Origin of the sequence: Diaminobutyricibacter sp. McL0608, assembly GCF_039613825.1 — a bacterium.
GTDB lineage: Bacteria > Actinomycetota > Actinomycetes > Actinomycetales > Microbacteriaceae > Diaminobutyricibacter.
Window position 1 is genome coordinate 3969747 of sequence record NZ_CP154826.1, and the last position, 12739, is coordinate 3982485.

At 66.9% G+C, this 12739-nt stretch carries 11 protein-coding genes; 10 read left to right on the top strand and 1 reads right to left on the bottom strand.

Annotated features, from left to right (window positions below; all coding sequences use genetic code 11):
- Positions 1-130 precede the first annotated feature (130 nt).
- From AAYO93_RS19045 to AAYO93_RS19075, 7 genes are read left to right on the top strand one after another with little or no spacing between them, the layout of a single operon-like run.
- Entirely contained in the window at positions 131-1150 is a 1020-nt protein-coding gene (locus AAYO93_RS19045) for a VOC family protein (RefSeq protein ID WP_345762760.1), read from the top strand.
- A 2-nt stretch (positions 1151-1152) separates the two neighbouring features.
- On the top strand, positions 1153-2151 hold the full coding sequence (locus AAYO93_RS19050; RefSeq protein WP_345762761.1) for a cyclase family protein: 999 nt from the start codon (positions 1153-1155) through the stop codon (positions 2149-2151).
- A gap of 53 nt (positions 2152-2204) precedes the next feature.
- Positions 2205-3338 (top strand): FAD-dependent monooxygenase, encoded by a 1134-nt coding sequence (locus AAYO93_RS19055; RefSeq protein ID WP_345762762.1) that lies wholly within the window; start codon positions 2205-2207, stop codon positions 3336-3338.
- Positions 3335-4324: a fumarylacetoacetate hydrolase family protein gene (locus AAYO93_RS19060; RefSeq protein WP_345762763.1), complete on the top strand. Its 990-nt coding sequence runs from the start codon at positions 3335-3337 to the stop codon at positions 4322-4324. Before AAYO93_RS19055 ends, AAYO93_RS19060 begins: the two co-directional genes overlap by 4 nt.
- The gene (locus tag AAYO93_RS19065) at positions 4321-5109 is read left to right on the top strand and encodes an SDR family NAD(P)-dependent oxidoreductase (RefSeq protein ID WP_345762764.1); all 789 of its coding nucleotides are present in this window, start codon (positions 4321-4323) and stop codon (positions 5107-5109) included. The genes AAYO93_RS19060 and AAYO93_RS19065 overlap by 4 nt, the downstream gene beginning before the upstream one ends.
- 17 nt (positions 5110-5126) lie before the next feature.
- Positions 5127-6311 (top strand): alpha/beta hydrolase family protein, encoded by a 1185-nt coding sequence (locus AAYO93_RS19070; protein ID WP_345762765.1) that lies wholly within the window; start codon positions 5127-5129, stop codon positions 6309-6311.
- A gap of 5 nt (positions 6312-6316) precedes the next feature.
- Positions 6317-7093 (top strand): SDR family NAD(P)-dependent oxidoreductase, encoded by a 777-nt coding sequence (locus AAYO93_RS19075; protein ID WP_345762766.1) that lies wholly within the window; start codon positions 6317-6319, stop codon positions 7091-7093.
- Between the two features lie 970 nt (positions 7094-8063).
- On the opposite strand, the gene AAYO93_RS19080 is transcribed toward AAYO93_RS19075, so the two are convergent.
- Positions 8064-8855, bottom strand: coding sequence for an alpha/beta fold hydrolase (locus AAYO93_RS19080; RefSeq protein WP_434056655.1), 792 nt, complete (start codon positions 8853-8855; stop codon positions 8064-8066).
- Between the two features lie 164 nt (positions 8856-9019).
- Between AAYO93_RS19080 and AAYO93_RS19085 the strand changes: the two genes are divergently transcribed.
- From AAYO93_RS19085 to AAYO93_RS19095, 3 genes are all read left to right on the top strand, one after another.
- On the top strand, positions 9020-9268 hold the full coding sequence (locus AAYO93_RS19085) for a hypothetical protein (RefSeq protein WP_345762767.1): 249 nt from the start codon (positions 9020-9022) through the stop codon (positions 9266-9268).
- Between the two features lie 115 nt (positions 9269-9383).
- Entirely contained in the window at positions 9384-10604 is a 1221-nt protein-coding gene (locus AAYO93_RS19090) for an MFS transporter (RefSeq protein WP_345762768.1), read from the top strand.
- A 171-nt stretch (positions 10605-10775) separates the two neighbouring features.
- Complete coding sequence (locus AAYO93_RS19095; RefSeq protein ID WP_345762769.1) at positions 10776-12710, top strand: cellulose binding domain-containing protein; 1935 nt, start codon at positions 10776-10778, stop codon at positions 12708-12710.
- Positions 12711-12739 lie beyond the last annotated feature (29 nt).

Here is a 12739-nt window from a genome sequence, read left to right on the forward strand (position 1 = left end):
ATGCGCCCGTTGCGACCGAGGGAATCACTTTCGTTGATTCTCTGCATAGCCAAAGACGGCTTCCCTGATATTCACCACCCCCCGATAGTTGAAACCGGGCCGCGTTCTGCCCATGTTGAAAGGATCGAGGATGATCAAGCTTCTCTCCCACTTGTCATATGTGGAGATCACGTCACCGGATGTCGAGGCGTCCGTCAGGTTCTACGAGGAACAGGTCGGGCTCACGGTGGTGGACCGGATCGGCGGCTCGGCGTACCTGCGGTGCTGGGGTGACTACTACGCCTACTCGGTCGTGGTGACTCCCGGCGACGAGCCGTCACTGGCGACGATGGCCTGGCGTACCACCAGTGCCGAGGCGCTGGATGAGGCCGCCAAACGCATCGAGGAGGCGGGCATCGCGGGCGAATGGCTCGACGACGTCCCCCAGATCGGCCGCGCCTATCGCTTTACCGGTCCGTGGGGCCACTCGATGACCCTGCACTGGGACGTGACACGCCACCAGGCGCCCGGGCACGTCGCGTCGATCTATCCGGACCGCCCGGAGAAGCGCAGCAGGGTCGCCGGCGCACCGCGCCAGCTCGACCACGTGACGATCGCGACCAGCGACGTGGACGCGTTCGCGGCCTGGTACAATGATGTCCTCGGATTCCGGATCATGGCCCGTACGGTCCTCGACGAGGCACCGATCTCGATCTTCTCGGTGCTGACCACCAATGAGAAGTCGCACGACCTCGGCGTGGTCCTCGACGGTTCGACGAGGGCCGGACGCGTCAACCACTACGCGTTCTGGGTCGACACCTACGAGGAGCTGCTCATCGCGGCGGACACCCTCATGGAGAACGGTGTCCCGATCGAATACGGACCTTCGATCCACGGAATCGGCGAGCAGACGTTCCTCTACTACCGTGAGCCGTCGACCCTGCGGATCGAGCTCAACACGGGAGGCTACCGCAACTACGTTCCCGACTGGCAGCCGAACACGTGGAAGCCGTCGCTCGGATCGAGCAACTTCTACCGCAACGGCGCGATGCCGATGTCGATGACGGAGTCCTTCCCGGCGGCCGACGGGCCGAGCGCTACAGAAGAGGGCGTTCCGGATGAGATCAAGGAAGCGCTGCTGAACCCGTACGCGGTGCAGGGTCGCGGCTGACGATGACCACGCCGAGTGAGCTGCCGGGCGACCTGGACCGGCAGGACCCGGAAGGGGAGATCCGTGCGCGCGCCGAGGCCTATCGCAACTGGGGCCGCTGGGGCGACGACGACGTCCTGGGCACCCTGAACTTCATCGATGACGCGAAGCGTGCAGCGGCGGCAGGACTCGTCAGCGACGGGATCACCGTGTCGCTGGCCCAGCCGTTCGACATGAACGGCCCACAGAAGGGCTGGCGGCGCCGCACCAATCCGGTGCACACGATGCTCGACACCGGCACCGACGCGGAGCGCGGAAACCAGGGCTTCCCGCATGGGCTGGGCGGTGCCGACGATGTGATCGCCATGCCGCTCCAGTGCTCGACGCAGTGGGACGGGCTGGGGCACATCTTCGACCACGGCTATGCGTGGAACGGACGCCGTGCGGGCGAGGTCGTCACGAGTGACGGCGACCTGATAACAGGCATCGAGCACGCCGCAAGCGTCGTCGTCTCGCGCGGCGTGCTGCTCGACCTCGGCCGACACCTCTTTCCCGGCACCGGGGAACTCCCCGATGGCTATGCGATCACGGCGGCGGATCTGCGCTCGTGCGTCGAGGCGCAGGGCCCCACGAGCCAGGTCGGCACCGGCGACATCGTGCTCGTGCGCACCGGACAATACGCGCGCGCTCGCCGGGACGGCTGGGGCGATTACGCGGGCGGCCAGGCACCCGGATTGTCCTTGTCCACCGCCGGATGGCTGCACGACACCGAGATCGCCGCGATTGCGACCGACACCTGGGGCTTCGAGGTGCGGCCGAACGAGTTCGACGTTCCCGCGTTCCAGCCGCTGCACCAGGTCGTCATCCCGAACATCGGTCTTACGATCGGGGAGATGTGGGACCTCGAGCTGCTCGCGACGACCTGCGAGAGGCTTGGCCGCTACGAGTTCCTGCTCTCCGCGCCACCGCTGCCGATCACCTATGCGGTCGGCTCGCCGATCAACCCGATCGCGGTGCTCTAGGCGGCCGGCAGTCCGCCGAACGTGTAAGCCAATAAGAACAGAGAGGTTCTGACATGACCGCAGTGAAGAAGGTCGCGATCGCCGGAAGCGGCGTCGCGGGCCTGGCGACCGCCATCCAGCTCGCCAAGGCAGGAGTCGACGTCGACGTGTTCGAATCGAAGCCTGAGTTGAGTGCACTCGGCTCGGGCATCACCCTGCAGGGCAACGCGCTGCGGGCTTTCGGCGCGCTCGGCGTCTGGGACGACGTTCAGGCCCAGGGCTACTTCTTCGAAGGGCTGACCATTCGTGCGCCCGGGCCCGATGCTCCCGCCGTCGCCGAACTCCCCGAAGTGAGGACGGGCGGCCCCGAGTTTCCGGCCGCAGGCGGAATGTACCGTCCCGACCTGGCCCGCATCCTGCTCGAACACGCGCAGGCCGCGGGAGCGCGCGTGCGGTTCGGCGCAACCGTCACTGCGGTCACCGAGTCGGTGGCGGGTATCGAGGTGGAGGTCGACGGCGCATCCGAAGGCATCTACGACCTGCTGGTCGGTGCGGACGGACTCAACTCGTCCGTGCGCGACCTGATCGGCATCGAGACGAAACCCCAGCCGACCGGCATGGGCATCTGGCGGTCGTTCGTCTCCCGGCCCGCCGAGGTCGAGCACAGTGAGTTGTATTACGGCGGCCCGGTCTACATCGCGGGGTACACCCCGACGGGCGAGGACACGATGTACGCCTACCTGGTCGAGCCGGCGCAGGACCGAAGCGGGCTCAGCGATGAGCAGGCCGTGGCGATCATGCTCGAGGAGTCGGCCGCGTACGGCGGCCCATGGAACAGCATCCGCGCCGACCTCGAAGCCGGCGCCCACGTCAACTACACCTGGTTCACGAAGCACCTGGTGCCGGCGCCGTGGAATCGCGGTCGCGCCGTCATCATCGGCGACGCCGCTCACAGCTGCCCTCCGACCATCGCACAGGGGGCGGCGCAAGCTCTCGAGGACGCCCTCGTGCTCACCGAACTGCTCACGCGAGCGGATGCCCTCGATTCGGCTGTGTGGGATGAATTTCACGCGCGCAGGCTGCCGCGCGCACAGGCGGTCGTGGATGCATCGGTGCAGCTGGGCCAGTGGCAGATCGATCACGACCGCGAGGCCGATGCTCCTGGGCTCATCTTCGGGATCGCGCGGCAGATGGCGGAGCCGGCATGAGGATCGCCCGGTGGGATGCCGACGGGATCCTCGCCGAAGGGTTCGTCGTCGGTGACGGAGTGGTGCCGTTCCCGGATGGACTGACGGTCGCCGACGTGCTCGCGCGCGGGTTGGCGGATGCTCACCAGCTCTTCGACGAGGTTAGGGACGCCGACGGAACCCCGCTCAGCGACGTGCAGTTGCTCGCGCCGCTCGTGCCCGCGGCGATCCGCGACTTCGTCGCTTTCGAGGAGCACGTCGAAGGCATCAGCGCGTCGGTCGACGGGAAGAGCGAGGTGGTGCCGGAGTGGTACCAGGCGCCGACGTTCTACTTCACGAACCCCCACACGGTGCTCGGCCCGAACGATCGGGTGAACCCACCGGTGACGGAACGTCTGGATTTCGAACTCGAGGTGGCCGCCGTCCTGGGTCGCGCATCCGGAATCGGCGAGTCCAATCTGACGGCCGCCGACGCGGCATCGGTGATCTTCGGCTACACGATCATGAACGACTGGTCCGCGCGGGACGTTCAGTCGCGCGAGATGAAGGTGCGGCTCGGCCCCGCCAAAGGCAAGGACTTCGGCACCAGTCTCGGCCCGTGGATCGTGACCGCCGATGAATTCGCGCCGTGTGTCGACGCCGAAAGTTTCCTCGCCATCCGTGCCGAGGTCTTCGTCAACGATGAACTGATCGGCCACGACCTCGTGTCGAACATGGGGTGGCCGTTCGGCGAACTCGTCGCGTACGCCTCACGGAACTCCCGCGTCGTGCCCGGCGACGTGCTCGGGTCGGGAACGACCGGCAACGGTGGCTGCCTCGCCGAGTTGTGGGGTCGGCGCGGCGAGCTGACTCCGCCGCCGCTCGCAGAAGGCGACGTGGTGCGGATGGTCGTGGAGGGCATCGGCGAACTCGTCGGCATCGTCGGTGCATCCGTTCCCGCACCCGAGCTGCCGTCGGCGCGCGTACGCAGCCGGGCGCGAACGCGAGAGGATCGGGTCGCGCCATGACCCGTGACACAGGGCTCGAAGGAGCGACGGTCGTCGTCACCGGTGCCGCGCGGGGGCAAGGCGAGGCGGAGGCGCGGCTGCTCGCTGAGCTCGGCGCGCACGTGATCGCGACCGATGTGCGCGACCCGGCGGCCGGTGCGCTCACCGGCATCGAATTCCGCCACCTCGACATCACCGACGAAGGGGAGTGGGCCGTATTGGCTGCGGAACTCACGGCGGCGCTCGCGGGTGCGCCGCTGCGTGGGCTCATCAACAACGCGGGAGTCACCCACCGCGCCGGCATCGATCAGACCGAGCGGGCCGACTGGGACCGCGTGATCGCCGTCAACCTGACTGGGCCGATGCTCGGGATGCGCGCGCTCGCGCCGCTCATGGCTCAGGGTTCGTCGATCGTGAACATCGGGTCCGTCGCCGGGCTCACGGCGCACTACACGGCCGCCTATACAGCATCCAAGTGGGGTCTTCGCGGGCTCTCTCGCGTCGCCGCAACCGAATACGGTCCGCGCGGAATCCGAGTGAACACGATCCATCCCGGTTTCATCGAGACGGACATGACCGCGAACGCGCCCTCCGCGATGCGGGCATCCCAACTCGAGCTCACGCCGCTGGAGCGCCTCGGAGAGTCAGCGGATGTCGCCGGTCTCGCGGTGTTCCTGCTGTCGGATGCGGCGGCCTACATCTCCGGCGCCGACATCCCTGTCGACGGGGGATTCACCTCGTCGGCGGGCACCAAATACATGGCCGATCGCATCGCTGCAGAGCGTGCGGGCGGATCTGCGCAATAGAAGAGAAGGAACCTCCGATGTTCATGTACTTCCCTACCAACTACGTGTGGAGCCTCGCCGTCGTGGCGACCCTCAACAACGGTGGCTACATCGACGAGGTCGATCGGGCGTGCAAACCGGTTCTGCTCGCATCGCAGAACGGCGACGACGCGGGAACGGCGGAACTCTACGCGGCGTGGGCGGCCGTCGCTGACCGGCTGGTCGCGAAGGCCCAGGATGACGAAGCCCGCGGTCGGCGCATCGGCGCGGGTGAGACGTACTATCGCGCTTCGCTCTACACGTCGCAGTCGGAGCGGCTTCAGTCGCCGCGGTGGGAGGGGCGTAACGCGGCCTACCAGAAGTCGATCGACCTGCTCCTCAAGCATGTGGAGCTGAGCGGGATCCCACTGACCCGCGTCGAGATCCCCTATGAGGACTCGTCGTTGCCCGGCTACTTCTACCGCGCACCGGGCGACGGGCCGCACCCGGTGATAATCCAATGGAACGGCCTCGACTCGACCAAGGAGATGATGTACTACTCCGGCTTCCCGGCCATGCTCGCCGAGCGCGGAATCTCGACGCTCATGATCGACACTCCCGGCTCGGGGGAAGCGCTGCGCCTCCGCGGCTTGACCGCCCGCTACGACACGGAAGCCTGGGCGTCTGCCATCGTGGACTGGATCGAAGAGAACGCGGCCGACCTCGACGCGGACCCCGATCAGATCGGGATCGTGGGCTGGTCCCTCGGCGGCTATTACGCGCCGCGGGCTGCGGCCTTTGAGAAGCGACTCAAGCTCGCTGTCGCATGGGGCGCCAACCACGACTGGGCGGCTGTGCAGGAGGCGCGGCGCAATCGTGAGGGCGAGAACCCTGTACCGCACTACTGGGACCACGTGTTCTGGGTCTGGGGTGTCGACAACATGAACGAGTTCATCGAGAAGACCAGCCACATGCACCTCAACGGCGTCGCCGACAAGATCACCGTTCCACTCCTGATCACTCACGGGGCCGGCGACCGGCAGATCCCGGTGAAATACGCTCACGAGACCTACGATCAGGCCGTCAACAGCGCGGGGCGGGAGTTACGGATCTTCGACGATCCAGAAGGCGGCACCGAGCACATCTCGATCGACAACATGCCCTACGTCGCGGGGATCATCGCCGACTGGGTCGCAGAGACGTTCTCGTCGTTGTCGGCGGCCGACACGGACGCTGTGGCGTAACGGCGATGTCCCCGGGCCGCTTGGAAGGCAAGATCGCCGTCATCACGGGGACCGCCGGCGGCCAGGGGCGCGCGGCCGCACTGCTGTTCGCGCGTGAGGGCGCGACGGTCATCGGATGCGACCTCAACGTCAGCGGGAGCATCGAGACCCTCGCGATGGTCGAAGAGGCCGGCGGTTCGATGCAGAGCACGCATCCGCTGGATCTGACCGACGATCACGCGGTCGCGGCCTGGATCTCGGCGATCGGCGTCGCGCACGGCCGGATCGACATCCTCTATGCGAACGCGGGCGCGACGAAGTTCGCCCCCGTCGATCAGACGACCGCCGCCGAGTGGTCCTGGGTTCTGCGGCACGAACTGGACATCGTCTTTCTGCCGGTGATGCGGGCGTGGCCCTACCTGAAGCAGTCGGCGGGAGTGGTCGTGCTCGTCGGTTCGACGGCCGGCATCTCCGGGTCGATGACCAACACCCGAATCGCGCACACCGCGACCAAGGGGGGAGTTGTCGCGATGACGAAACAGCTCGCGGCTGAGGGTGCGCCCTTCGGGATCCGGGTCAACTGCGTCAGCCCGGGAATGATCCGCACCCCGGCGACCGAGGGCGACCTGCTCGCTGCCGATCATCCAATGCGGACAATCGAGTCATCGATTCCGCTTCGCCGGATCGGGCGCCCGGAGGAGGTCGCGGCGTGCGCACTCTTCCTGGCGAGCGACGACGCCTCATACGTCACCGGTGCGAACCTCATGGTCGACGGGGGCTGGTCGGCTGTCCTTCCGGGGTAGCCACGGGACAGCCTTCTCAAGCCGCCGCAACTCGGCATCCGCATCGCCAACCGATAGATACAGCTCTTGGAAGCGTTGGTCGCCCCGCACAGTGATTCCGAGCGCCTCACCACGCCCGGAGTAGTTCCAGAAATGACGCTCGCCGTTGAGATGGAAGGTCCCACACACCTTCCCCAGGAAGTCGAGCCCTGGGCCACGCCAACCGATTGGAATTCGGAACGGATTTCGCTCCACCCGCGCGGCAGTAATGCTCTCCAGGGGAACGACAACCGCTCTACGGCAACACCACAACCGGTCAAGCCCCCGCGGTTTGACCGTCAGAGTGTCAGAGCTGATTTCCAAGAGCGTCCTATCGGACATCGATAGCCTCGCGTTCTCGGTATTGGTCTAGGTTCGGGCTCACCGTGCATTAGGAGAAGACGCGGCGGGCTCCGATTCATTACGCGGCGGCCTCGCATCACGGTGGGCCATGAGAAGGGACCCAGGCGATAGATCCCGCACTGTCGAGCTTCCTGCTGCGCTGAAACTCAGGCAAAGGATCCCGCGGACACGTAATGAACACATCAGATGCGCGTCCCTCTTAGTGGATGTGCGCCGCGTGGTTCCAGGTCGCCGCGCAGTTAGGAGTTGCTCATGAAGAAACACAGAGATGCCGAGGGGCTGATTTCGTGCCGGTCGTGCGATCGTCGCATGTCGCCTCGACAGTGCTCAGCGAACTTTCGAATGAGACGTCGGCCAATTTGGTCTGCCAAAGCACGTCGAATTGGATCGAGGACGTGGTGAACCTTTGAAGCTCTGGGATCGCGTACTGCGCTTCTGTCGCCACAACTGGGAATGGTGGGTTGGCGGGAACGAGGGCGGCTCAGGCAACGTGCGCCGCTGCACCCGCTGCGGTATCGAGCTTCCAGAACAATAGGGAGCCGGAATCGAATCTGAAATGGGGACACGTCGGGCCGGCCATTCGTCATCGTCACCCGACGTTCGGGGCCTCACTGAGCCATTCGATCGCCGCGTCGCGGAAGTGCCGCGACGTCGGCGCGTTGAAATGGTGCCGATCCGGGATGGTGAAGAAGTGACCTCGGGACGCGGCGTGAGCGAGGCGTCGTGAACGTTCGACGATCGCATCCTCGCTTCCGGTCGCGAACAGGATGGGTTGGCTCGGCGCGTGAGCCGGCGACGGTTCGGGGCCCCCTCGCATCCCGTTGACCAGGGCGACCAATGCCCGAAGGTCGTTGTTCGGCATCGCCGACGCCATCGTGAGGTAGGCGTTCGTGATCCGGTCGGTCACGGGCTCACCCGTGTCGAGGAAGTCGAGCGCCTGGTCGGTGCGGAATCGGGTGAGCGGCTGACCGTCCGGTATTCCGCCCAGCACGGCCCGCGTGATCCGGTCGGGCGCGTCGAGGGCGACCTGCCAGCCGACACGCGCCCCGAGTGAATAGCCGACATAGTGAGCCTCGTCGATCAGGTAGGTGTCGAGCACGTTCAGGATGTCCTGCACGAGCCGGTCGAGGTTGTAAAGGGCCGGATCGTGCGGTTTGTCGCTCGCCCCGTGACCTCGCTGGTCGACGCCGATCACGTGGAAGCCCGCTCGGGTCAGATCGCGGGTCCACCCGGTGCGCATGAAGTTGAGGATCGCGCTGGATGCGAACCCGTGAACGGCGAGCACGGTGGGAGCATCCGGGTCGCCCCACTCGTAGGTGGCGAGTTTGAGCCCGTCCGATGACATGACCACGTGTGCGGGTGGCGGCTCAGGCAGTTTCACGATTCATAGTCTGCCCATAGACGAGCAGCTGGAGCAGTAGCAGGAGACGGTGTTCGATTTCGAGTGGGGCAACAGGTACCGTTTGGGCACGGGTCGCACAGCGTCGGGCAACGCGGATCCGTCGCGCCTTGCTGTCGCAGCCTGGATCCGGCCCGCTGAGCCCGTTGGGCGAGCCGGGACTCGCAGTCGACCTCGCGCGGGTGAGCCAGACCCTTCCGGACTCCAGTAACCCGGCCAACGACATGGGGATCATCGGTCTCGCGAGCTCCCTGCCCTCGTCGGTCGTGCCCGCGCTGCTGCTGATCGGGGCCACGGTCGCGAACCCGCAGAACTTCCCCGCGCTCTTCATCACCGGAGCGATCGCTGCCGCTATCGGAGCGCTGCTGATCATCCCGATCCGCGGAGTGAAGTAGGGAACTGCTCGCCGGGCCCATCCGGCTTGCGCCCGTCTCACCGACGGCATAGCATCGCAGAAACCGACCACTCGACGGTTTTCCGCATTTCTTTGCTCGATGGAGACGCTTCGCGATGACCGACCTGCTCACGCGCACGCCGTCAGCCGTGCGCGCCGTGCTCCGGAGTCCGCTCTACCGCGGTTCGACCGTCGCGCTGTTCCTCTCCGGGCTCGGAACCTCGGCAGCGGCGCCGCAGATCGCGCAGTTCCTGGTCAAGGATCTCGGGGCGTCGCTCACGGTCGCAGGCCTGTACTACCTCACCAACCTCACGGCGCCGATCGCCGGCTATCTGATCGGACGCCGGTCCGACCGCACCGGTCGCAGACTCGGCCTCTTCCGGTTGAGCGCTGCGGCCGGTGCTCTCGGCTGGTTCGCCATCGCCTTCTCCGGTCAGCTCTGGATGCCGTTCGTCATCAGCGCCGTCATCCTGGGCTTCGCCGGCGCCGCGGCGTCGCAGCTCTTCGCCGCGATCCACGACGAGCTCGCGGCCTCGCCGACGCCGGCCGGAGACGGTGTCGTCTCGATCGTTCGCATGGCTCTGACGTTCGGGTGGGTGATCGGCCCGGTCGCCGGATCGTACCTCGCTGCACAGACCAGCCTCCGTGTGATGCTGATCGCGACCGCCGTCTGCACCCTCGCCCAGATCATCCCCCTCGGAAGGCTGCGTGAGGGAGCAGGGGCAGCGCCCGCCACCGAGCATGAGGGTCCGGCCGCACGCGCGCACGTGCCTGTGCGGGCGATGGTCCCGCTTCTCGCGTTCACCGGGCTGTATATCCTCGTCTACGCCGGCGAGCCCATCAAGTACGCCTACCTGCCGATCTACATGAACGAGCAGCTGCATCTTCCCGCCGCGCTCAGCGGCGCCATCATCGGCATTCAGCCACTCGTCGAACTGGCCCTCATGCCGGTGGCGGTCGTCGTCGCGCGCAGGACGGGCATGATCCCGCTCATGGTGGTCGGCGCTCTCTTCGGGATGGGGGCGAACCTTCTCTTCGCGACGACCGGGACAGCGGTCGGCCTCTTCGCCGGTCAGCTCCTCATGGGTGGGGTCTGGGGGATCTTCGCCGGGCTGGGCATCATCGTGGCCCAGCGGCTGCTGCCGGTCGCTGTCGCCACGGCGTCGGCCATCTTCATCACTGCGCCCGCGCTGAGCTCGGCACTCGGCGGTCTCGTCGGAGGCATCGGGGCAGGCACGATCGGGCTCCCACTCGTGTTCCTCATCCCTTCTCTTTTCGCCCTCCTCGCATCGATCGGACTCGTCCTGCTTCACCGACGGGTGGGGAATCCCGCCTGAGTGGCGCGCGAACTGGGGTCTACCTTCCCCGACTCGCGCTGTACGACACTGTCCTCACATCAATAGACAGGGTGATGGCCGCACACAGCTTTGGAGTGACCGCATCGGAGTCGCAGGTGGGGCGGGTCTTGAGACGGCACGTAACCCACACAGAAGGACACCGGTTTCGCGATGAGAAATGATGCATCCCCCTGGCTGAAACCGTTGGCCGTCGCCGTCAGCGCGCTCACAGCCGCGATCTTCGGAATCGGCACGATGCTCGCCCTCCCGGCGATGGCTGCGACCGGCACGGTCGATGTCACCTGGACGAACACCTCCGAATGGACCACCGGCGTGCAAGCGGCGGTCACGATCGAGAACAAGTCGGCCGGGCAGCTCACCGGCTGGCAGGTCCGGTTCACCTACGCCAACACCGTGTCGAGTATCTGGGACGCGACGCAGACGCCGACCGCCGGCGGTTTCATCGCGAAGGCCCCGGCGTACGCGGCGAACATCGCCGCCGGGGGAAAGGCTGCCTTCGGCCTGGTGGGAACGAAGCTGGCCGGCGCCGCGCTCATCCCGACCGGGTGCACCGTCATCCTGCCGACGGGGGCCGCGCCGATCGCGTGCGCCGTCAACGGCGTGCTGTCAGCGGCGGTCACGACGTCACCGACCCAGCCCGCGCCGACCGCGACGCCGACGCCTCCTAAGACCTCCACCGCGACGCCGACCCCCACACCGACGCCGACGCCGACTGCGCCCGTCACGCTTCCGGGCCGCGGTTCCGTGGCCGTCACCTGGACGAACACCTCGGAGTGGGCCGCAGGCTTCCAATCGTCCGTGCGGCTGACGAACACGTCGACGTCTCCGATCTCCCCGTGGGAGATCCGGTTCACCTACGGCAATGTCGTCAACAGTCTGTGGGACGGAACCTCGGCGGTCGTCGCCGGCGGGTTCGGCGTGAAGGCCCCGTCGTACGCACAGGCGCTCGCCGCAGGCGGCACCGCGACGTTCGGCCTCACCTCGAACAAGGTCGCGGGGAACCCCCTCTTCCCGACAGCGTGTGCGGTCGTGAACCCGCCGACGCCCGTCACCTGCACGGTGAACAACGGAACGCCGACGACGTCCACGCCGACCCCGACCCCGACACCGACCCCCACGCAGACCCCCACAGACCCTCCGGTCGTCATCACGCCACCCATCGCCGGCGCGCTCCTCGTCGCCCCCTACGTGGACATGGGCATCTGGCCGACCGCAGACCTGGCTTTGGTCGCAGCGCAGACCGGAACGAACGCACTCACCGCATCCTTCATCGTCGCCGACCGGACCAGTGCCTGCAGCCCGACCTGGGCCGGTTATACCGCGTACGCCATCGGCGGCTCCCAAGACTTCGTCGGAACGGTCAGTGTGTTCCAGGCGAAAGGCGGTCGGATGATCGCCTCGTTCGGCGGGTCCGTCAACGACGAGATCGCCCGGGTCTGCACCGATCCGGCCAAGGTCCTCGCCGCGTACACGAAGGTCGTGACCCGCTTCAACCTCGACCGGATCGACTTCGACATCGAGGGTGCCGACGTGTCCGACTCGACGTCGAACAAGCGTCGCGCGGTCGCCGTCGCGACCTTGCAGGCACAGCGCGCGGCCGCCGGCCATCCGCTGCAGGTGACCCTCACCCTCCCCGTCATGCCGACGGGGCTGCTCGCCAGCGCGCTCCGCACCATCACCGAGTTCCAGGCCGCGGGCGTGAAGCTGGCCGCGATCGACATCATGGCGATGGACTACGGCATCGGAACGAAAGACATGGGCGCTGCCGCCGTCTCGGCCATCCAGGCGACAGCGAACCAGCTGGGCACGCTCCCCGCATACGCCGCGCTGACTCCCGCACAGCGTCTCGCCCTCGTCGGCGTGACACCGCTCATCGGCGTTCAGGACACGGCCGGCGAGACCTTCACCCTCGCGAACGCGACGACCGTCGCAGCGTGGGCGAAGGCGAACCGGATCGCAAGCCTCGGCTGGTGGGAGACCACCCGCGATCAGCCGTGCACGGGCGGAATCGCCGCGTACATGTGCACCGGTATGTCCGCATCCCAGTGGGCCTATGCGAAGGCGTTCGTGGCCGCTGCGAGGTGACAGCAGGGCCGCCGAGCTCCCCTGGTGCC

Coding starts and splice junctions, on each gene's coding strand:
- AAYO93_RS19060 (WP_345762763.1), top strand. CDS start 3,335: ATGAGGATCGCCCGGTGGGATGCCGACGGGATCCTCGCCGAAGGGTTC.
- AAYO93_RS19075 (WP_345762766.1), top strand. CDS start 6,317: ATGTCCCCGGGCCGCTTGGAAGGCAAGATCGCCGTCATCACGGGGACC.
- AAYO93_RS19090 (WP_345762768.1), top strand. CDS start 9,384: ATGACCGACCTGCTCACGCGCACGCCGTCAGCCGTGCGCGCCGTGCTC.
- AAYO93_RS19095 (WP_345762769.1), top strand. CDS start 10,776: ATGAGAAATGATGCATCCCCCTGGCTGAAACCGTTGGCCGTCGCCGTC.
- AAYO93_RS19050 (WP_345762761.1), top strand. CDS start 1,153: ATGACCACGCCGAGTGAGCTGCCGGGCGACCTGGACCGGCAGGACCCG.
- AAYO93_RS19065 (WP_345762764.1), top strand. CDS start 4,321: ATGACCCGTGACACAGGGCTCGAAGGAGCGACGGTCGTCGTCACCGGT.
- AAYO93_RS19055 (WP_345762762.1), top strand. CDS start 2,205: ATGACCGCAGTGAAGAAGGTCGCGATCGCCGGAAGCGGCGTCGCGGGC.
- AAYO93_RS19045 (WP_345762760.1), top strand. CDS start 131: ATGATCAAGCTTCTCTCCCACTTGTCATATGTGGAGATCACGTCACCG.
- AAYO93_RS19070 (WP_345762765.1), top strand. CDS start 5,127: ATGTTCATGTACTTCCCTACCAACTACGTGTGGAGCCTCGCCGTCGTG.